Source organism: Actinophytocola sp., from assembly GCF_035634895.1.
GTDB lineage: Bacteria > Actinomycetota > Actinomycetes > Mycobacteriales > Pseudonocardiaceae > Actinophytocola.
Window position 1 is genome coordinate 1 of the sequence record NZ_DASQCC010000090.1, and the last position, 21,670, is coordinate 21,670.

The following is a 21,670-nucleotide window of genomic DNA, read 5'->3' on the forward strand; positions in this document are numbered from 1 at the left end:
CTACCCCTGGACCGTCTCGTGGTGGCTGGTCGGCCTCGGCTGGCTCCTGCTCTTCAGCCCACCCGGCCGGCTGGCGATCGCGGCGGGCGGGGCGCGGCTGCTGCTGCGCGGCGTCCGGCCCGGCACCTACCCACGCGGCGGCGGTGTCCACCTGCGACTGTGGGCGGCCGAGCAGCTCACCGAGCGGTCCGGCGCGGCCGACCTCGCCGGCTCCTGGCTCACGCACTACGCCCGCGCGCTCGGCGCCACGATCGCGCAGGACGTCGACCTGCACTCCCTCCCGCCCGTGACCGGCCTGCTCAGGATCGGCAGGGGCGCGGCGATCGAGCCCGAGGTGGACCTGTCCGGCCACTGGGTCGACGGCGACCTCGTGCACATCGGCAAGATCCGCGTCGGCGCGGGCGCGGTCGTCGGCGCCCGCTCCACCCTGTTCCCCGGCACCCGGATCGGCAAGCGCGCCGAGATCGCGCCCGGCTCCGGCGTCACCGGCTCGGTGCCCACGGGACAGCGCTGGTCCGGTGTGCCCGCGGTGAAGGACGGCAAGGCGGCCCGCCGCTGGCCCAAGGCCCGCCCGGCCCGCCCCCGCCTGTGGCTCGCGGTCTACGACACCACCTCGATGGCGCTGTCGCTGCTGCCGGCCGCGGCCGCGCTGCCGGCGCTGTGGCTGGCGACCATGTTCCCCAGGACCCTGGGTGGCCTGCTCGCGGCCGTGCCCGCCGCGACGGTGGCCTGGCTGGCCACGTACGCGCTGGTCACGCTGGTCTCGGTCCGGCTGCTCGGCATCGGGCTGCGGGAGGGGCACCACCCCGTCCGCGGCCGGGTCGCCTGGCAGGCCTGGGCGACGCTGCGGCTGATGGACTCCGCTCGCGGCCTCCTGTTCCCCCTGTACGCCGGGCTCGCCACGCCGGTCTGGCTGCGTGCGCTCGGCATGAAGGTCGGTCGCAACGCCGAGGTGTCCACCGTGGTCGCCCTGCCGTCGATGACGACCGTCGGCGACGGCGCGTTCCTCGCCGACGACACCATGGTCGCGGCCTACGAGCTGGGCGGCGGCTGGCTGCACATCGGCTGCGTGCGGGTCGGCAAGAAGGCGTTCGTCGGCAACTCGGGCATGGCCGCGCCCGGCCGGTCGGTGCCGAAGCGCGGGCTGGTCGGCGTGCTGTCCGCCGCGCCGAAACGGGCCAAGGCCGGCAGCTCGTACCTGGGCATGCCGCCGATCAGGCTGCCGCGTGTGGCCGACGGCGGGGACGCCGGGCGCACCTACAAACCGTCGCGCCGGCTGCTCGTGGCCCGTGCGCTGGTGGAGCTGTGCCGGGTCGTGCCGGTCATGTGCTCGGTCGCGCTCGCGGTCCTGGTGCTCGCGGGCATCGCCGTGCTGGGCTTCCCGCTCGGGCTGGCGCTGGGTGGTGTGCTCCTCGGCGCCGCCGGGGTCGCGGCCTGCCTGCTCACCGCGGCCGCGAAGTGGTTGCTGGTCGGGCGGTTCCGCGCCCGCAACCATCCGCTGTGGAGCTCGGCGGTGTGGCGGGGCGAGCTGGCGGACACGTTCGTCGAGGTCCTGGCGGTGCCGTGGTTCGTCGGCTCGGTGTCGGGCACGCCGCTGATGTCGTGGTGGCTGCGGACGCTCGGCGCCCGGGTCGGGCGCGGCGTGTGGTGCGAGTCGTACTGGCTGCCCGAGGCGGACCTGGTCCACCTGGGTGACGGAGCGACCGTCAACCGGGGCTGTGTTGTGCAGACCCACCTCTTCCATGATCGGATCCTGCGTATGGACAAGGTGAGCTTGGCGGCCGGCGCGACGCTCGGACCGCACGGGATCGTCCTGCCCGGCACGGCGGTCGGCGCCAACACGTGTGTCGGGCCGGCGTCGCTGGTGATGGCCGGCGAGCAGGTGCCGGCCGGCACGCGGTGGCTGGGCAATCCCGTATCGGCATGGAGCTGAACGACCTCCGGGTCTCGCACTACGACCTGGCGCTGCGGACGAAGCCGTCCACGGGGCGGCTCTCCGCGCGGGCCCGGCTGACCGTGGTGGCGTCCGCCGTGAACGCGCCGCTCGAGCTGGACCTCGGGTCGCTGCGGGTCGAGCGGGTACTCGTCGACGGTCGCCCGGCACGGTGGACCCACCGCGCCGGCAAGCTGCGGATCCGCGGCCGTTTCCTCGTGGGCACACCGTTTCCGGTCGAGATCCGGTACGCGGGCCGGCCCGAGCCGGTGCACACCCGGTACTGGGGTGACGTCGGCTGGGACGAGCTGACCGACGGCGTCATCGTGGCGAGCCAACCGGTCGGCGCGCCGTCGTGGTTCCCGTGCGTGGACCTGGTCGGCGCGAAGGCGTCCTACCGGATCGAGGTGACCGCGCCGACCACGTACACGGTGGTGGCCAACGGAGTCCTGGCGTCCCGGGTGTCGAGCGGCTCGACCACCACGTGGACCTACGTCGCCGACGAGCCGATGGCGCCCTACCTCGCGACCGTCCAGATAGGACAGTACGAGCGGGTCCTGCTGTCCTCCGGGCAGATCCTGGCCGCGCCGCGGGGCCGCCTGGCCCTGGCGCAGCGGGACTTCCGGCGCCAGCCACGGATCATGCGGGTGTTCACGGAGCTGTTCGGGCCGTACCCGTTCGCCGAGTACGCGGTCGTCGTGACCGACGACGAGCTGGAGGTGCCGGTCGAGGCGCAGGGGCTGTCGATCTTCGGCGCCAACCACGTCGACGGTGCGCGGGGGTTCGAGCGGCTGGTCGCACACGAGCTGGCGCACCAGTGGTTCGGCAACAGCGTCGGCCTCGCGGACTGGCGACACATCTGGCTGAACGAGGGCTTCGCCGCCTACGCGGAGTGGTTGTGGTCGGAGCGATCGGGCGGGCCGTCGGCGTCGCTGCTGGCCGAACGATCCCGTGCCGTGCTGGCCGGTCTGCCGCAGAACCTGCGGATCGGCGACCCGTCCGCGCGCGACATGTTCGACGATCGGCTGTACCGGCGGGGCGCGCTCACCCTGCACGCCCTACGCACCCAGCTGGGTGACCGCCCGTTCTTCGCGCTGCTCCGCGACTGGACCGACAGGTACCGCCACAGCACGGCGACCACGGACGACTTCGTCGCCCTGGCCGAACAGCACGCCGGCCGATCCCTGCGCGGCTTCTTCGACCAGTGGCTGTTCCAACCGGCTTTGCCGTGAGTGCACCGTCGCATTCCCTGTGTGCACGACCGGTCGCGGGCGGTGAGCCGCCGTCGCTAGACAGACGGACATGCTGAAAGTGTTGTTGGCGGCCGTGATCGCGCTGGTCCCCGCCGCCCTTCCCGCCGACGCAGGCGCGTCCGTCCAGGACACCCGGCCGCCCGGGTGCTCGAGCCACTTCAAGGACCCGAACCCCCGCCAGCGGACGATCATCCGCGACACGAACCTGCACGAGATGTCGAACCCGCCGGTGTGCTCGCCGCACGGTCCGTATCTCGGCGCGCTGCGGGCCGGCTCGACGTTCGTCGTCTACTACGCCGACCCGGCCGAGCCGCTGTGGTGCTACGGCTACTCGTGGCAGCTCGCGCGGACCGGCTACATCCTGTGCGAGGCCTACGACAGTCCGGCCGCGGAGACGGTGGCCGAGCCGCGCGAGCCGTGCAACGGCACGTACACGCACTGTGAGACCAACCGCTGTGCGGCCGCGCACTTCTACCGCAACTACGATCCGAGCGCCGACCACTTCAGCTGGGAGTGGGGCGACCCGCTCGCGAAGGACGAGCAGGGCGACATCCGGGACGAGCCCTACCGGCGGTACGGCCCCCGCGGCGTGCGTGCCATGCACGGCGGCCAGTGGGGCTTCTACAGCACCGCCTGTTTCCCCTGATCCACCCGTGCGTGCCCGGCGCGGGCGGCCGGGCACGCAACGCCCACCTCCAGGGGTCCCCAAGATCGCCACCCGGCGGTTTTAGACTGCGGGCCTTCCCAGTGCGAGGAGTGTGTGCGTGTCAGAGCCGAACGGTTCGCCGAACGGCGTGACGGAGCTGGCGGCGGGGCAGCGTCCCGTCGGTCTCGTGGTCGGCACCGTGGCCGCCAGTCCGTTGGAGTTCTCCGTCGGGGTCGCCGCCGACCAGTACCTGCAGCTGGACGACGTGGTGGTGACCCGGCGCAAGCTGCCGGACGGGACCGAGGTGCAGATCGCCGGTGTGGTCACCAACGTCGAGGCGGGGCACGAGGGCGCCCGGTTCGCCTCCGACGTGTTCCTCATCGAGCAGGGCGCGCTGCCGGCCGAGGTGTCCGAGGTCGCCGAGGTCACCGTCACCCGGGTCGAGCCGGAGGTGTACGTGCCGCCGCGGCCCGGCCAGCCGGTGAACCGGGCGACCGGTGACGAACGGGACTCCGCGCTGTACTTCGACACGATGGCCGACGCGAAGGTGCCGGTCGGCATCGGGCGTGACGGGCTGCCGGTGTACCTCAACTTCGACTTCGTGGACGGCACCCGCGGCGGGCACGTGTCGATCTCCGGCGTGTCCGGCATCGCGACCAAGACGTCGTTCGCCACGTTCCTGCTGCACTCGTTCTTCAACTCGGGTGTCCTCGCGGGCGAGGCGCACAACACCAAGGCGCTGATCTTCTCGGTCAAGGGCGAGGACCTGCTGTTCCTCGACTATGACAACTCCCGCCTGAAGGACGAGTTCCGCGAGAAGTACACCCGGCTGGGCCTGCCCGCGCACGCGTTCCGCAACGTCCAGGTGTTCGCCCCGCCCCGCCCCGGCGACCCGAACGGGACCCCGGACGTCCGGGCGCGGGACCGCGCGGTCAGCCCCTTCTACTGGACCCTCGCGGAGTTCTGCGAGCAGGAGCTGATGCCGTTCGTGTTCGCCGACGGCGAGGACGAACGTGCCCAGTACACGATGCTGATCGGCCAGGTCGCGGGCCGGCTGAGGCGCGACCACCAGAAGGTCGGCACGGACGGCGCCATCTCGGTCTCCGGCGTCGACGCGGTCAACGGCGGCCCGATCCGGACGTTCGACCAGCTCGTCGCGCTGATCGAGAACGAGCTGCTCGACGAGGAGCTGCGTCGCGACTGGGTGGCCGGCTCCACCTCGCTCGGCAGCGTCAACGCGTTCCTGCGGCGGCTGCGGTCGGCCGTGAAGCCGCTCGAACGGCTCATCCGCGCGGACCTCAAGGACCGCGGCGACCGGTCGCTGACGACATCGAAGGCGCAGGTCACGGTCATCGACCTGCACAACCTGCCGGACCGCGCGCAGCGGTTCGTGGTCGGCGTCTCGCTGCGGCAGGAGTTCCGGCGCAAGGAGGAGCAGGGCACCGCGCGGCCGCTGATGTTCATCGTGCTTGACGAGCTGAACAAGTACGCCCCGCGCGACGGCGACAGCCCGATCAAGCAGATCCTGCTCGACGTCGCCGAGCGCGGCCGGTCGCTCGGCGTGATCCTGATCGGCGCACAGCAGACCGCGTCGGAGGTCGAGCGGCGGATCGTGGCGAACTGCTCCATCCGCGTCGCGGGCCGGCTCGACCCGGCGGAGGCGTCGCGACCCGAGTACGGCTACCTGCCACCCGCCCAGCGTCAGCGGGCGACCATCGCGAAGCCGGGCACGATGTTCGTGTCGCAGCCGGACATCCCGGTGCCACTGGCCATCGAGTTCCCGTTCCCCGCCTGGGCCACCCGGTCCTCGGAGAAGGGCACGTGGAACGGCGTCGACGACGGCCCCAAGCCCCCGGCCAACCCCTTCGCCGGGATACCCGGCGCGGACTCCGACGACGACCCCCCTCCCTTCTAGAGAAGGCTCGCATGAAGATCCTGCACACGGCCGACTGGCACGTAGGCAAGGTGCTGAAGAACCAGCCCCGCATCGACGAGCAGAAGGTCGTGCTCCGCGACATCGTGCGGATCGCCGACGAGGAGGACGTGGACCTCGTCGTCGTCGCGGGCGACCTCTTCGAGACGGCCGCGCCCGGTCCCCAGGCGCAGGGCCTGGTGATGCGGACCCTCATGTCGCTGCGTGCCGAGGGGCGGCACGTCTTCGTGCTGGCCGGCAACCACGACAACCAGAACCTCGTCAACGACGTCTACCGCCCGGTGCTCGGGGCGCTCGGGATGCACGTCATCGGCACCCCGAAGACCCCGGCCAACGGTGGCACCACCCGCGTCACCACGCGGTCGGGGGAGGAGGCGGTGGTCGCGGCGCTGCCGTTCCTCTCGCACCGGCACGCGATCCGTGCCGCGGAGGTCTTCCGGACCAGCGCCGACCAGCACAACCAGCGGTACGCCAACCACGTGCGGTCGATCATCGACCTGCTGTGCGAGGGGTTCACCGGCGACACGGTCAACGTCGCCACCACCCACGCCACGCTGCTGGGTGGCCGGTGGGGTGGCGGCGAGCGGGCCGTGCAGACGCTGCTCGGCTACGAGATCCCGCCCGACACGTTCCCGGTCGCGACCCACTACGCCGCGCTCGGGCACCTGCACCGGTACCAGCAGATCGACGGCCCCTGCCCCATCGCCTACTCCGGCTCGCCCATCGCGCTGGACTTCGGCGAGGAGGACAACGAACCGGTCGCGCTCGTCGTCAACGCCACCCCCGGCTCACGCGCCACGATCCGGCCCGTGCCGTTGACCGGCGGCCGCAGGCTCGCCACCCTGCGTGGCACGCTCGACGAGGTCGTGGCCGCCGGCGAGGAGGCCGGGGACGCGTTCCTGCGGGTGATCCTCACGCAGAAGGCGTCGGCCGGGCTCGCCGACATGGTCCGCGAGAAGCTGCCGAACACGCTCGACGTCCAGATCGACGAGAAGTTCCGTGCTCGTGCCGAGGCCGGCGCCGTGCGGACCCGGATCGGTCGCACGCCGACCGACCTGTTCGCGGACTTCCTGTCGGAGAAGGAGATCGAGGACCCACGCGTGCAGGCCATGTTCGCCGAGCTGCTCGAAGAGTCGACAGGGGGTCGCTGACATGCGTCCGTTGCGCCTGATGTTCGAGGGCTTCGGCAGCTACCGCGAGGAGACCGACGTCCAGCTGTCCGATGTGGACTTCTTCGTGCTCACCGGACCGACCGGCGCCGGCAAGTCGACGGTGATCGACGCGTTGTGCTTCGCCCTCTACGGCACGGTGCCGCGCTGGGGCAAGAAGGACGCCATCCGCAGCGCGCTCGCGCCGTCGGTCAACGAGGGCAAGGTGTGCCTGGTCTTCGAGGCGGCCGGGCGCCGGTACGCCGCCGTCCGGCTGCTGCGCCGCAGCGCGCAGGGGGCGGTGCAGACCAAGGAGGCCCGTCTCGACCGGGTCGACGACTCGGTGCCGCCGGACGCCGACCTCACCAAGATCCTCGAGCAGGTCGTCGAGTCCCTGGCCGAGGGCGACAAGGTCACCGGCGCGGTGACCGAGCTGCTCGGCATCTCCTACGAGCAGTTCACCCAGTGCGTCGTGCTGCCGCAGGGCCGGTTCGCCGAGTTCCTGCAGGCCAAGCCCAGCGACCGGCAGGACCTGCTGATCAAGCTGCTGGCGTACGGGGTCTACGAGGACGTCGGCCAGCGCGCCCGCGAACGCGCCAAGGTCGCCGCCGGCAAGCTCACGATGACCGAGAAGCAGCTGACCGAGCTGGGTGCCGTCACCGAGGAGGTGGTCGCGGCCGCCGAGAAGCGGGTCGCCGACCTGGAGTCGCTGGTGCCGACGGTGGACGAGGCCGTCGAGGAGATCGCCGCGATCCGCACCCGCTGGTCCGAGGCGAACGCCGCCACCAAAACGGTGAAGGAGCAGTCGACCGGCCTGGACACGCTGCGCCGCCCCGCGGACGTGGTCGACCTGGCCACCCGGCTGGCGGACGCGGACGAGCGGATCGCGCTGCGTGCCGGGGAGCGCGCCACGGCGGAGACGGCGGAGGCCGACGCGGAGGCCGCGCGTGCCGATCTGCCGGAGGCCGCCGAGCTGTCCCGCTGGCGCGACGCCCACACCCGCCTCGCGAACCTGACCGCCCGCCTGGACCGGCTCCGCACCACCGCGGCGCAGGCCGACGCGGCCGAGCAGTCCGCGGCCGGTGAGTTCGCCGAGGCCGAGCACGCCCTGACCGACGCCGAGGCCGCCCAGACCGCCGCAGACCGGGCCCACCGCGCGGTCGCGCTGGCCGCCGACCTGGTCGAGGGCGAGCCGTGCCCGGTGTGCCGCCAGGAGGTCCACGACCTGCCCCACCACGCCGTGCCGGCCGACCTCGACGACGCCCGTGTTGCCGTCAAGAAGGCCAAGTCCCAGGTCACCACGTCGCGGAAGGCCCACGCCGACGCGTCGCGGGCGGCCGCCACGGCTCGCGCGGAGGTGACCTCGGCGGCACAGCAGGCCGACGACCTGACCGCGGAGCTTCGGGACGCCCCGCCGCCGGCCGAGGTCGAGGCCGCGTTGACTCGCCGGGAGACCGCGGACGCCGCGGTCGACCGCGCCCGGGTCCGCGCGCGGTCGGCCCGCAAGGCCGTCGACGACGCGCGCAAGGAGCGCAACGCGCTGGCGGACGAGGAGCAACGTGCCTGGTCGGCGCTGCGGGCCAGCCGCGACCGGTTCGTCGCGCTCGGCGCGCCGCCGGTCGAGGGCACTGACCTCGCCGCCGCCTGGCAGGCGCTGCTGACGTGGGCCGGCGACCAGCGCCGCTCGCTCGACGACCGGATCGCGTCGCTGGCGCAGGCCGAGGAGGACGTGCTGGCCGAAGGCACCGCCGCCAGCACCCGCCTGGCCCAGCTCCTGGCGGACCACGGGGTCGACCTGCCGAAACAGGGCAAGGGCGACGTCGTGCTGGCCGGCGAGCTGGCGCGGCTGCGGGCCGAGCTGGCCGACCTGCGCGAACGCCGGTCGCGGTCCGCGACGCTGGCCGCCGAGGTCGAGACGTGCCGCGAGGAGGAGCGGGTCGCGCACCTGCTGGGCACGCTGCTGAGGTCGACCGGGTTCGAGGCGTGGCTGTGCGCGGAGGCGCTGGAGTCGCTGGTCGCCGAGGCGTCGGAGATCCTCATGCAGCTGTCCGGCGGGCAGTACGAGCTGAACCGCGACAAGCGCAACGAGCTGGTCGTGCTCGACCACAACGACGCCGGGACCATCCGGCCGGTCAACACGCTGTCCGGCGGGGAGACGTTCCAGGCGTCGCTGGCGCTCGCGCTGGCACTGTCCCACCAGGTCGTGGGCCTGTCCGGCGGGAAACGGGACCTGAACTCGATGTTCCTGGACGAGGGCTTCGGCACCCTGGACGAGGCCACACTGGACACCGTGGCGGCCACACTGGAGCGACTGGCGTCGGAGACCGAGCGGATGGTGGGCATCGTGACGCACGTGCCGGCCCTGGCCGAGCGCGTCCCCGTGCAGTTCGCGGTGACCCGTGACGGCGCGTCGTCGCGACTGCGGCGGGTCGACGTGTGATGGTGCGGTCATGACCGGACTCCTGGCACCCACGACCTACACGGTCGACCCGTGGGACCCCGCGTACGGAGTGGCGCGCGGCGACGAGCTGGACGGCCGCGAGTCGTCGGCCCGCCTCGACCTGGACGTCGAGCTGCCGGCGTCGTCCTGGCGTGCGCTGTCGCCGGCCGATGGCGCCCTGCCCGGTTCGATCCTGTTCCTGGACGGCGTCCGGCGGATCGACGCACGGGTCTGGGTCCACGGCGATGGCCCCGAGCCGCTGCCGGGCGTGATCGCGTCCCTGGCGGCGGGCCTGGTCCGCTGTGACGGCGCCGCGCAGATCGTGGACGTGGCCGTGGACCGCGGCCTGTACGCGGAGTCCGGTGGCGACATCGAGACCCGGCACGCGCGCTACCGGTTCCACCGCACGCCGGGCGGCCTGGACAAGCTGACGCTGGGTGTGCAGGGGCGCCTGGCGGCGCTGGAGGTGGAGCTGGCGAACTCGTGGCGCCAGAACTCCAATGTGGAGGATGACCTGCTGGTGGTGGACGGTCCGCTGCGTGGCCGTACGCACCTCGCCCGCACCGTGGGTTATGTGAAGACACACCAGAAGTCGTACCTGCAGGCCGAGCAGGCCGAGGTGGTGGCGGGACTGGGCCCTGGCCAGCGAAGCCCGGTGTTCAAGATGGGGACGTCGTGGGAGCGGTTGTCGTGGTACCTGCGGCTGCCGGGCGCGTCGCGGGCACCGTGGTCGGCGATCGTACGGTTGGAGTGCTCGGCGGACCTGACCGCGGAGGACGCGGTCGCGCTCGCGGACGTGACCGCCCAGGTGCTGCCGAGGCTGGCGAGCTCGCCGCACAAGGACCCCCGGGCGCCCCAGAACCTGGTGCCGATCGGTGGGTTGGAACGGCAGTTGAGGCACCGCCTCGGCGATGCCGCGTTGCTGTACCGGGCGCTACGCGGCGCGCTGGCCGCGTAGCCGGGCGGGCGAGCCGGCGGAGATCGCCAACCAGCCGAGCCCGACGAGCATCAACACCCCGTGCGCGATCCGGACCGGCGCCGGCGTGAAGAACTGCGGAAGAAACAGCACGAACCCAGCGGCGAACACCGTGGCGGCGTACCTGTCGACGCGCCACACCCTGACCGCGACGAGTACCGCCCCGACCGCGAGCGTGACCAACCCGACCCCGAAGATCGTGATGGCGACCGGGTTGTAGCGAGTGGCCTCCGCGACGTCGAGCAGGTTGGTGCCCGTGGTGGCGGCGGCGTGCAGGCCGAAGTCCTCGGCGCCGTAGTAGGGCAGCGTCAGCCCCGCGCCGACCCACATGACGGCGGTGGGCAGGAGTCCGACGAGGTCGCGTAAGCCGAGTAAGGCCAAGGGCACCAACACAAAGCCGATCATCGCGAGAAAGTGCGAGACGACCCAGGCGGTCGAGCCCATCGCCTCGCGGGCACCGGAGGTCGTGGTCTCGTCGGTCCAGGGACGGAGCACGGGGTAGAGCAGGAAGAGGACACCGGCCAGCGCCAGAGCGGTTCTGGGCATGGGTTTTCTCCTTCAGCCGCGAGGAATGCCACCGAGCACGGCGGCGATGAGCTGTTCGTAGGTGTGGTCGAGGTCTTCGGGCAGCCCGAACCCACCCCCGGCCTCCAGCGAGGCGAACCCATGCGCGACGGCCCGAAAGCAACGGATGACATGGATGGCGTCGGACCGCGGGAGCTCGTAGGCACGCAACGCCCCGAGGACGACGTCGAACTGCTTCGCACCGGCGGCGGCGAGGGCGGGATCGTGCAGTGGGTCGAGGGGAGCGGCGGCGTACCGGGCGGGGTGGGCCTTCACGTAGGCGCGGTAGGCATGCATGAGGGCGATGAGGGCGTCGTCACCACTACGCCCGAGAACGGCGCGGGTGAAGTGCTCGGTCATGTCGTCGAGCACCCGGCGGCCGAGGAGCGTGCGGAGCTCGCCCAACCCGGCGACGTGCTTGTAGAGCGACGGCGTGGCGACTCCCGTCCGCTGCGCGACAGCGGCGAGTGTGAGGGCGTCGACCCCGTGCTCATCGACGAGCGCGAGCGCGGCCTCCACGACGGCGGCGGTGGAAAGCCCGGCCCTAGGCATGGCGGCTATCTCTCATAGCTTGAAAGCTATTGTAAGTAGCTTGCCTGGGTCAAGCCTGACTCGCCCCTGCGTCGGCCGAATGAGGGCGCAGCTTCTTGGAGAGGCGCTGCGCCATGCCACGACAAAGCCCGTGCCTGGACGCCCCTGCGGGGACGCTCCTGCGGAAACGGCCTGTTGGGGACAGGCCTGAGGGAACGGGCTTCCGGAGGAGACCCGCGGAATGAGCTTGTGGAGGCGGCTTGCAGAGGCGGTTTGCGGAGGCGGGCTTGTGGAGGCGGCCTGTGGGGATGGGTCTGCGGAGGCGAGATTTGCGGAGGCGGGCTTGTGGAGGCGACGCGGCCTGTGGGGCGGGCTTGCGGAGGCGGCTTGTGGAGGCGAGTTTGTGGAGGCGCCTGTGGGTATGGGCCTGCGGACGCGAGCCTGTGCAGGTCTCAGCAGGCAGCGGTCGTTGCCGAGTCAGTCGGTCGTGGTGCCCCGTTCGGTGAGGGTGAAGCGGGCCGTGCTCTCCACGGTGTCCGAGACGTCCAGGGCTTTGTCGTCGACGTAGTCGGCCGTCACCGTGTCCAGCATTACCCGGGCACCGGTGGTCTCCTCGGTGACCACCACGTCCGTCTCGTCGGGGAGGGCGGCTACCGACATCCCGAAGCCGCGGTCGCCCGCACGTGCTTCCACGCGTAGGCCACCGCCCTCACCAACGCCCTGGGCGCGGGTGAGCTTCTGGATGGCCAGTCCTGCCTCCGGCGTGATGTGCAGCATGTCCTCGGGCTGCCCGAGCAAGGCCGGGTCAAACACCGCCGGCACTTGGCATCCCTGATCGGGGTCGCCATTGTGTAGCGTGCTTGACATGGCAACGGAGCACGTCGATGTCCTCATCGTGGGCGCCGGACTGTCCGGTATCGGCGCCGCCTGTCACCTGCGGCAGCGCTGTCCGGACCGCAGCTTCGCGGTCCTCGAGGCCCGGGACGCAATCGGCGGCACCTGGGACCTCTTCCGTTACCCGGGTGTGCGCTCGGACTCCGACATGTTCACGCTCGGTTACTCGTTCAGTCCGTGGACCGAGACCAAGGTCATGGCCGACGGCCCTTCGATCCGCGAGTACGTGCGCCGCACCGCGCGTGCCTTCGGGGTCGACCCGCACATCCGCTTCCACCACAAGGTGGTCGCGGTCGAGTGGTCGAGCGCCAGCGCCACCTGGACGGTGACGGCGGAGCGCACGGACCAGGCCGCAGACCAGGCCGCGGACCCGGCGTCGGATTCAGTTGTGACAGTGACCCTGACGTGCTCCTTCCTGTATGTCTGCTCGGGTTACTACCGCTACGACAAGGGCTACGCCCCGTCGTTCGACGGGATCGACGACTTCGCCGGGCAGGTCGTCCATCCCCAGCACTGGCCCGCCGACCTCGACTACGCCGGCAAGCGGGTGGCCGTGATCGGCAGTGGCGCCACGGCGGTCACGCTGGTGCCCGCCATGGCCGAGACCGCCGCGCACGTCACGATGGTTCAGCGCTCACCCAGCTACGTGATGTCCCTGCCCGCCAGGGACCCCATCGCCGAGAAGCTGATCGGCAGGATCCCCGGCCGGTACCTGTTCCCCGCGCTGCGGTGGAAGAACGTACTGACCCAGATGTTCGCCTACCAGCTGTCCCGCCGCGCACCGAAGGTCATGAAGACCTTGCTGCGCAAGGGAGTGCTCAACCACATGGCGCCCGGCTACGACGCCGACCCCCACTTCGCGCCCACGTACGATCCGTGGGACCAGCGCATGTGCTTCGTCCCCGACGGCGACCTGTTCACAGCACTCCGCTCCGGCCGCGCGTCCGTCGTGACCGGCACGATCGACCGCTTCACCGTCCGAGGCCTGCGCATGACCACGGGCGAGGAGCTAGAGGCCGACGTCGTCGTCACGGCCACCGGGCTGAACCTCCTGCCCGTCGGCGGGATGGCGCTGACCGTCGACGGCGAGCCCGTCAACCTCGGCGACACCGTGGCGTACAAGGGAATGATGCTGTCCGGCGTGCCGAACTTCGCCATGACCATCGGGTACACCAACGCCTCGTGGACGCTGAAGGCCGACCTCGTCGCCGGGTACGTCTGCCGGCTGCTCAACCACATGGCCGCGCGCGACTACCAGGTGGTGACGCCGGTCTTGGCGGACCCGGAGGTCGACACAGTGCCGCTCATCGACCTCACGTCGGGCTACGTGCTCCGCAGCATCGACGCGCTCCCGAAGCAGGGTCCTGCCGCTCCCTGGCGCCTGCACCAGAACTACCCGAAGGACGTCCTGATGCTCCGCCGCGGCCCGGTGGACGACGACGTCCGCTTCGACCGCCGGCCGACCCACGCGAAGCAGGGCGTGGACCACCAGCCCGCCTGAACGCCGAACGAGCCTGCGTGACCGGCGACCCCGAACGAGGCCACCCTGACCACGGAACGGGCTGCATGAACGGCGATCCCGGACAAGCGATCCCGAACGAGGCCTGCTTGAGCACCGAACGAGCCGCATGAACGGCGTTCCCGAATGGCCTGCCTGAGCGTCGAACGAGCCTGCATGGCCGGCAATCCGAACGAAGCCCGCCTCACCGGCAAATCCAAGCGAGCCTGCCTGACCGCCCGAACCCGAAACGAGCGTGCCTCACCGGCGAACCCGACGACGCCCAGCCTGACGGCCGAACTCGAACCCGAATCCGACCGCGTTTGGCCTGACCGCCGAACTCGAACCCGAACCCGACGCGCCCAGCCTGACCGCCGAACCCGAACCTGACCGCGCCCGGCCGCACCGAACTCGAACGAGCCCACATGACCGGCGATCCCGGACAAGCGATCCCGGACAAGCGATCCCGAACAAGCGATCCCGAACAAGCCTGCATCAGCTTCATCCCTCCGCCCGACCCGTACGAGCGGCGGACCACGACCACCAACGGACCACGGGGCCAGCCCGTGAAAGCCGGATCGCGTCGCGAACCCGTCTGCATGGCCGGACCGCGCCCACCAGCGTGCGGTGTGCTGTGTCGGATATGGAGTTAGGTGTCTGCCAAAGGCGGCTCCAGGGTTGTCGTTGCTAGACAGAGCGACTCAGGGCATGCGCGAACCCGAGGACGCGAAAGTTCCGGACAGGGGTGATCCGGACCGACGTATCCCAGCCGGGTGTTGCGAAACGGCTGCCGGGATGTCGAGGTTGCTTGCGCGGTCACGACATCCGGCGCGCGGGCGGCGGATGTACCGGGACGCAGGGACACGGTCTGGCGAGTGATGAAACGAACATGTGTTCACCATACGGCGGCCGGGGGTCGGGGCGCCAATCGCGTCACCTGATCGTGTGGGGGCGGTATTCGCATCGCTTGTGGGGGAAGGAAATCGAGACCTGCGCCACAGCGGCGAACACGGTGGGCGGTCGGGCGTGTACGGGGTGAGGTCATCGCGCGCCGTTCGTTGCGAGTATGCTTGGCGCGCCGGCTGTCGTCCGCGGGTGATTCGGGGTTGGGGTGGACGGCTCGGCGAACCTGGACCGCACTGCACGGGCAGGGCCATGACCAGGCAGGAGAGTTCGCGGACACCCTGTTCCTGAACCTCACCGCGCTTCTCCCGGACCGTTGGTCGGACCTGCGTGGTTGGGCATCGGGGAGCAAATGCCGGGGGTTGTCAGGGGAAGCGGATAGGCTCTCCTACGGTGCTGACCGCCTGAGCACGGGCGCGTCATGAAGCGGGAGACGACCAGAAGTGACTGCGGGAACCTTTTACGGTGCCGACGATCTGACCCACCTCGAGGGCCTCGAGGCGGTGCGGAAGCGGCCGGGGATGTACATCGGCTCGACGGACAGCCGAGGCATCAACCACCTGTTCAACGAGGTCGTCGACAACTCTACGGACGAGGGCATCGGTGGCCACGCGAGCCGGGTCGTGGTCACGCTGCACGCGGACGGCAGCGTTCAGGTCGACGACGACGGGCGCGGCATCCCCACGGGGGTGCACGCCAAGTCCGGCCTGTCCGGGGTGGAGTTGGTGCTGACGCGCCTGCACGCGGGCGGCAAGTTCGGCGGGTCCGGCTACAAGACCTCCGGCGGTCTGCACGGCGTCGGCGCGTCTGCGGTCAACGCACTGTCACACCGGTACGACGTCACCGTGAAGCGGGACGGCAAGGTGCACCAGATGTCGTTCGCGCACGGTGTGCCGGGTGAGTTCGACGGCGCGGGGCCGAAGGCGAAGTTCACGCAGCGGTCCGGGCTGAACGTCGTGCGGCGGATGAAGCGCGGCGAGGCGACCGGCACGTCCACCCGCTACTGGTACGACTCGCGCTACTTCGAGAACGCCGCGGTGCTGGACGTCGAGGCCGTGCGGTCGAAGCTGCGCAACACGGCGTTCCTCGTGCCGGGCGTGACCTACGTGCTGCGCAGTGCGCTCGAGAGCACGATCAACGAGGAGACCTTCCACTACCCCAACGGTCTCGCCGACATGGTGGAGTTCCTGGCGCCGGCCGCCGACAAGCCGGTGTCCGGCATCATCATGATCAACGGCACCGGGACGTACCGGGAGAACGCGGCCGACGAGAACGGCGTCATGCAGTCCAAAGTGGAACGCGTGGCCGAGGTCGAGGTCGCCGTCCGCTGGGGCACCGGGTACGAGCGCACGATCGAGTGCTTCACCAACACGATCCGCAACGTGCACGGCGGCACGCATCGCCGCGGGTTCGACCGCGCGATGGTGAAGGCCGTGAACGAGGCCATCGCCAGGACCCGCGGGCTGCTCAAGCCCAAGGAGGACCCGCCGACGCTCGACGACGTCGAGGAGGGCATGACCGCGGTCGTACACGTCAAGATCCCCGAGCCGCAGTTCACGTCCCAGACCAAGGACGAGCTGTCGACGGCCGGCATCACGAAGGTTCTGCAGACCATCGTGGACCAGGAGGTCCGCGCGTGGACGGAGAACCGCAAGACCAAGACCGAGGCGAAGACCGTGCTGCAGAAGGTGGTCGACGCCGCCCGCGTGCGGCTGACCCAGAAGCAGCAGAAGGACGCCGCCCGCCGCAAGACCGCCCTCGAGGGCGCCGCGATGCCGCCGAAGCTGGTCGACTGCCGCTCGACCGGCATCGGCCGCAGCGAGCTGTTCCTCGTGGAGGGTGACAGCGCGCTGGGATCGGCGCGGCTCGCGCGGGTGTCCGAGTACCAGGCGCTGCTTCCCTTGCGCGGCAAGATCCTCAACGTCCAGAAGGCGAGCCTGGCCGACACGTTGCGCAACGTGGAGATCGCGTCGATCGTGCAGGTGCTCGGCGCCGGGACCGGGCGGACGTTCGACCTGACGACCATGCGGTACGGGCGGGTCATCCTGATGGCGGACGCGGACGTCGACGGGTCGCACATCCGGACACTGCTGATCACGCTGTTCGCGCGGTACATGCGCCCGGTGATCGAGGACGGCCGGCTCTACGCCGCGATGCCGCCCCTGCACAAGATCACCACCAAGGGGCGCAACTCGGAGACGCACTTCACCTTCACGCAGCGTGAGATGGAGACGAGGGTCGCCGCGCTGCAGAGGGCCGGCAAACAGGTCGTCACGCCGGTGCCGCGGTTCAAGGGTCTCGGCGAGATGGACGCCGAGGAGCTGTGGGAGACCACGATGAACCCGGCCACCCGCTCGGTCCGGCGTATCACGCTCGACGACGTGGAAGCGGCCGAGACGGCGCTGGAGCTGCTGATGGGTGAGAAGGTGGAACCGCGGCGGAACTGGCTGGTGGAGTCGTCCGTGCGGGTCGACCAGTCGGCGATCGACATCTAGGGGCTAGGGAAACATGGCACGCCGCAAGGGCACAACCACGACGAGGGTCGACCCGGCCGCGTTCGACCGCGCCGGCGCTCAGGTCTTCGACAACCCGTTGAAGACCGAGATCGAGGACTCCTACCTGGAGTACGCGTACTCGGTCATCCACTCGCGCGCGTTACCCGACGCACGTGACGGGCTCAAGCCCGTCCACCGCCGGATCCTGTACTCGATGAACGAGAACGGCTACCGGCCGACGCACGCGTACGTGAAGTCGTCCCGTGTGGTCGGTGACGTGATGGGCAAGTACCACCCACACGGCGACGGGGCGATCTACGACGCGATGGTCCGGCTGGCGCAGGACTTCTCGATGAACGCGCCGCTGGTCGACGGGCACGGCAACTTCGGGTCCCCGGACGACGGACCGGCCGCGAGCCGGTACACCGAGTCCCGGCTGTCCAATGAGGCCATGCTGCTAGTCGGCGAGCTCGGCGAGGACACCGTCGACTTCCGGCCGAACTACGACGGGTCCCTGGACGAGCCGTCGGTGCTGCCGGCCGCCTTCCCGAACCTGCTGGTGAACGGAACCTCCGGGATCGCGGTCGGCATGGCCACCAACATGATTCCGCACAATCTGGCCGAGATCATCGGCGCCGCGCGGTGGCTCATCCACCATCCGGACGCCTCGCTCGACAAGCTCATGGAGTTCGTGCCGGGGCCCGACCTGCCCACCGGCGGCATGCTGCTCGGGCTCGACGAGGTCCGGCGCGCCTACGAGACCGGGCGCGGCGTCGTGCGCATGCGGGCCAAGGTCGAGATCGGACTGCTCGAGGGCAGCCGGGGGCGACAGGCCATCACGATCGTCGAGCTGCCCTACGCCGTCGGGCCCGAGAAGATCATCGAGAAGATCACCGACGAGGTCACCAAGTCCAAGCGGCTCACCGGGATCGCGGACGTCAAGGACCTCACCGACCGGGAGAACGGCACCCGCGTCGTGATCGAGTGCAAGGTGGGCGTCAACCCGCAGGCCCTGCTGGCCGACCTGTACCGGCTGACGCCGATGGAGCAGTCGTTCGGCATCAACAACCTCGTGCTGGTCGACGGGCAGCCGCAGACGCTCGGGCTCAAGGCGCTGCTCGAGGTGTTCCTGCGGCACCGGTACGAGGTCGTCACGCGGCGCACGAGGTTCCGCCGCCGCAAGCGGGAGGAGCGGCTGCACCTCGTCGAGGGGCTGCTCATCGCGTTGCTGGACATCGACAAGGTGATCCGGCTGATTCGCGGCAGCGAGGACGCGGCCGCCGCGAAAGAGGGCCTGATGAAGCGCTTCAAGCTCTCGGAGATCCAGGCCACCTACATCCTCGACACGCCGCTGCGCCGCCTGACCAAGTACGACAAGCTCGAACTGGAGCAGGAGCAGGACCGGCTGCGGGCGGAGATCGCCGAGCTGACGAAGATCCTCGAGAACGACGCGGTGCTGAAGCGGCTCGTCTCGTCGGAGCTGGCGAAGGTCGCGAAGGACCTCGGCAGGGAGCGACTGACCGCGCTGATCGACGGTGACCTCAAGGAGGTGCTGGCCGCATCGAAACCGGCCGGCCCGCTGGAGGTCGCGGACGACCCGTGCCAGGTGATCCTGTCCGCCACCGGGCTGGTCGCGCGGACGGCGGCCGAGTCGGAGGAGGCGACCGAGGCACGCAAACGCAGTGGCCGCGCCAAACACGACACCGTCGCGGCGGTGGTGCACACGACCGCGCGCGGGCAGGTGCTGCTCGTGACCAGTCTCGGCCGGGCGTTCAAGACCGACGTGCTGCCGCTGCCCGTGCTGCCGGAGGCGGCGGGGACGGTGTCGCTGCGGGGCGGCATGGCGGCCAGCGAGCTGGTTCCCCTGGAGAAGGGCGAGAAGGTCGTCGGCATCGCACCGCTCGGCGAACGGGCCGAGGGATCGGCCGGGCTCGCGCTCGGGACGCGGCACGGCGTGGTGAAGGTGTGCGCGCCCGAGTGGCCGGTCCGGTCCGACGAGTTCGAGGTGATCTCGTTGAAGGACGGCGACGAGGTCGTCGGTGCCGCGTGGTTGACCGACGGCGCCGAGAACCTCGTGTTCTTGTCGTCGGACTCTTCACTGCTGCGGTTCAGCGCCTCGCTGGTGCGGCCGCAGGGGGTGAAGGGCGGCGGGATGGCCGGGATCAACCTCGCCGCGGATGCTTCGGCGGTGTTCTTCGGGGCCGTGCGGACGGATGACGACGATCACGGCGAGCCGATGGTCGTCACCTGCACCGGGCTGAGTGTGAAGGTCACGCCGTTCGAGCTGTATCCGGCCAAGGGGCGGGCGACCGGTGGGGTCCGGACGCATCGCTTCCTCAAGGGGGAGCGGGAGTTGGTGCTCGCCTGGGTCGGGCCTCGGCCCGCCGGGGCCTCGTCCACCGGGTCCTCTGTGGAGCTGCCCTCCGTGGACAAGCGGCGGGACGGGTCGGGAACGGCCCACCCCGGGCCCGATGTGATTGGGCACCTGATCGAGCGAGGGTAACGGCCCACCGGCGGGTGGGCCTCGGCGAGAGGCGGGCGGGGACGGGCCGCGCGGTTGAGCGGCCCCGTCCGTCGCCACGGGGGCTCAGGTGGTCAGGGTGAAGCGGCCTTCGCCCTGGGACACCGTGATCTCGCCGGTGCAGGCTGGGACCGTCACGATGACGGTGAACGGGCCACTGGTGGGTGGTACGCGGTCGGTGCCGATCCAGATGGCGGGTAGCTGCTTCTCGACGCATTCCCGCGGTAGTTCCTGGGCCGCTTTCGTGCCGTCGTGTACCACCACCGTCGCCTGTAGTCCGGTGGTGTAGGCCGGGTGGGACGGTGTCGTCGCCGGGCTTGGCTGTGGTGTGGGCGCCGCTTCCGCTTTGGTTGTGGCGCCTGGCAGGGAAAGGGCGTATGCCGTGCCGCCCAGTAGCGTCAGGACCGCTGCCACTGCCAGGACCCGCCGTGCGAGGTGGAAGGTGCCGCGTAGCTGCATGACGCCCGACTCGGCCAGTACCAGGTCCCGGTGGTCGTGGTACAGCCTCAGCTGGTCGTCCGTCTCGGCCAGTTTCTGCTTTTCCGTTGTCAGGGCTGCCCGTTCCGAGTCGAGCTTGGTCGCGGCCGCCGCGTACATCGACGACGTGGCGTTGACCTCGTTGTTCGGGGCCTGGCGTTTTCTCTGTTCTTCCAACAGGGTTGACAGGTCCGCCACTCGTCTTTCGTAGGAGTCGACCGACACCGTCAGCCTTGCCACCCCCGGGGCCAGCCTGGCGTGCTCCGACTCCAGCTCGCCCAGCTTCTTGATCAGGTTGGTCACCGATGCAGGGCGCTCGTTCGACTCCAGGTTCGGGCCGAGGTGGGCTGACGACTCCTGGCCGTGGAGAATGTTCGTCAGCTCTATGCGGCTGGCCAGCTTCGGGTTCCACAGGGCACTCAGCCTGTTGACCGTCAACACCGGACGGCCGTTGATCCACACGAAGCCCTTGTCGTCCGTCTTCTGGATACCTCTCAGGTCGCGGTCCAGCTCGCCCAGGCTCACGTCCTCCGGTTCGTTCACCAGGGACACCGCGATCACCGCTGTCACTATGCCGGCCACCGCCACTAGGAGGCCGCCCACCAGCCACAGACCCGCCGGCCACGTCAGCTCCACGTCGGCTATCGCCGCGAACGGGAGGGAGCCGAAGATCAGCAAGCCCACGGCCGCGAACGCGGCCAGCATCCACCTCGCGGTCTTCTGGTAGCTCTGCCTCGCCGTTCTGGCCAGCTGTGTGGCGGCCGAGTTGCCCGGGACCGCGCCGTCCGCCGACTGCTCCTCTTCCCTGCCGGCGCCCGCCGCCGTCTCCACGAACTTGCGCATTGCCTCGGCGGCGTCGGTCAGCTTCGAGAAGTCCATGCGTCCCCCAACGTTGGTGGCGCCACGTTACTGGGACGTCGAAACCGCCAACCTACTGGGGATGCTCAGCCGCGGCCTATGTACGGCATCTTCGTGGCCATCACCGTCATGAACTGCACGTTCGCCGACAGCGGCAGTTCTGCCATGTGTAGCACCATGTCCGCGACATGTGCCGCGTCCATCGTCGGCTCCGCCATCGTGGTGCCGTTCGCCTGCAACACTCCGGCGCTGATCGACGCCGTCATGTCCGTCGCCGCGTTGCCGATGTCGATCTGTCCGCAGGCTATGTCGTACGCGCGGCCCTCCAGCGACAGCGCCTTCGTCAGGCCCGTGATCGCGTGCTTCGTCGCCGTGTACGCCACCGCGTGTGGACGTGGGGCGTGGGCGGAGATCGAGCCGTTGTTGATGATCCGGCCGCCACGCGGCGACTGGGACTTCATCAGTTGGAACGCCTCCCGCGTGCACAGGAAGGTGCCGGTCAGGTTCACGTCCACGACCCGCCGCCACTGCTCGGGCGACAGTTCGTCGAGCGGCACCGGCGGAGCGCCGGCCCCGGCGTTGTTGAACAACAGGTCGAGC

15 protein-coding genes are annotated in these 21,670 nt (G+C 70.5%); 10 read left to right on the forward strand and 5 right to left on the reverse strand.

Annotation, left to right across the window (positions count from 1 at the left end; all coding sequences use genetic code 11):
- The 7 genes from VET29_RS12530 to VET29_RS12560 form a co-directional block, all read left to right on the forward strand.
- Positions 1-1,933 (forward strand): Pls/PosA family non-ribosomal peptide synthetase (locus VET29_RS12530; protein WP_324919391.1); only part of this gene is annotated, 1,933 nt, incomplete at its 5' end.
- A complete protein-coding gene (locus VET29_RS12535; RefSeq protein WP_324919393.1) occupies positions 1,924-3,165 on the forward strand; it encodes a M1 family metallopeptidase in 1,242 nt (413 codons plus the stop codon). The genes VET29_RS12530 and VET29_RS12535, both read left to right, overlap by 10 nt.
- 70 nt (positions 3,166-3,235) lie before the next feature.
- Entirely contained in the window at positions 3,236-3,832 is a 597-nt protein-coding gene (locus tag VET29_RS12540) for a hypothetical protein (protein ID WP_324919395.1), read from the forward strand.
- Between the two features lie 118 nt (positions 3,833-3,950).
- Positions 3,951-5,747, forward strand: a complete 1,797-nt coding sequence (locus VET29_RS12545) for an ATP-binding protein (RefSeq protein ID WP_324919397.1) — start codon at positions 3,951-3,953, stop codon at positions 5,745-5,747.
- Positions 5,748-5,758: 11 nt separating this feature from the next.
- Positions 5,759-6,916, forward strand: a complete 1,158-nt coding sequence (locus tag VET29_RS12550) for an exonuclease SbcCD subunit D (protein WP_324919399.1) — start codon at positions 5,759-5,761, stop codon at positions 6,914-6,916.
- 1 nt (position 6,917) lies between these two features.
- Positions 6,918-9,353: an SMC family ATPase gene (locus VET29_RS12555; protein WP_324919401.1), complete on the forward strand. Its 2,436-nt coding sequence runs from the start codon at positions 6,918-6,920 to the stop codon at positions 9,351-9,353.
- A 10-nt stretch (positions 9,354-9,363) separates the two neighbouring features.
- On the forward strand, positions 9,364-10,311 hold the full coding sequence (locus VET29_RS12560) for a DNA double-strand break repair nuclease NurA (protein ID WP_324919403.1): 948 nt from the start codon (positions 9,364-9,366) through the stop codon (positions 10,309-10,311).
- Here VET29_RS12560 and VET29_RS12565 read toward each other — a convergent pair.
- From VET29_RS12565 to VET29_RS12575, 3 genes are all read right to left on the reverse strand, one after another.
- Complete coding sequence (locus VET29_RS12565) at positions 10,288-10,875, reverse strand: hypothetical protein (RefSeq protein WP_324919405.1); 588 nt, start codon at positions 10,873-10,875, stop codon at positions 10,288-10,290. The genes VET29_RS12560 and VET29_RS12565 overlap by 24 nt on opposite strands.
- Before the next feature lie 12 nt (positions 10,876-10,887).
- A complete protein-coding gene (locus tag VET29_RS12570) occupies positions 10,888-11,445 on the reverse strand; it encodes a TetR-like C-terminal domain-containing protein (RefSeq protein ID WP_324919407.1) in 558 nt (185 codons plus the stop codon).
- A gap of 456 nt (positions 11,446-11,901) precedes the next feature.
- The gene (locus tag VET29_RS12575; protein ID WP_324919409.1) at positions 11,902-12,246 is read right to left on the reverse strand and encodes a hypothetical protein; all 345 of its coding nucleotides are present in this window, start codon (positions 12,244-12,246) and stop codon (positions 11,902-11,904) included.
- Between the two features lie 43 nt (positions 12,247-12,289).
- Between VET29_RS12575 and VET29_RS12580 the strand changes: the two genes are divergently transcribed.
- The 3 genes from VET29_RS12580 (at position 12,290) to VET29_RS12590 (ending at position 19,717) form a co-directional block, all read left to right on the forward strand.
- Positions 12,290-13,819: an NAD(P)/FAD-dependent oxidoreductase gene (locus tag VET29_RS12580; RefSeq protein ID WP_324919411.1), complete on the forward strand. Its 1,530-nt coding sequence runs from the start codon at positions 12,290-12,292 to the stop codon at positions 13,817-13,819.
- Between the two features lie 1,343 nt (positions 13,820-15,162).
- Positions 15,163-17,214, forward strand: coding sequence for a DNA topoisomerase IV subunit B (locus tag VET29_RS12585; protein WP_324919413.1), 2,052 nt, complete (start codon positions 15,163-15,165; stop codon positions 17,212-17,214).
- 13 nt (positions 17,215-17,227) lie between these two features.
- The gene (locus VET29_RS12590) at positions 17,228-19,717 is read left to right on the forward strand and encodes a DNA topoisomerase IV subunit A (protein ID WP_324919414.1); all 2,490 of its coding nucleotides are present in this window, start codon (positions 17,228-17,230) and stop codon (positions 19,715-19,717) included.
- 84 nt (positions 19,718-19,801) lie between these two features.
- On the opposite strand, the gene VET29_RS12595 is transcribed toward VET29_RS12590, so the two are convergent.
- Both VET29_RS12595 and VET29_RS12600 read right to left on the reverse strand, forming a co-directional pair.
- Complete coding sequence (locus tag VET29_RS12595) at positions 19,802-21,091, reverse strand: hypothetical protein (protein ID WP_324919416.1); 1,290 nt, start codon at positions 21,089-21,091, stop codon at positions 19,802-19,804.
- Positions 21,092-21,156: 65 nt separating this feature from the next.
- Positions 21,157-21,670: SDR family oxidoreductase (locus VET29_RS12600; protein ID WP_324919418.1), on the reverse strand; the 514-nt coding region annotated here is incomplete at its 5' end.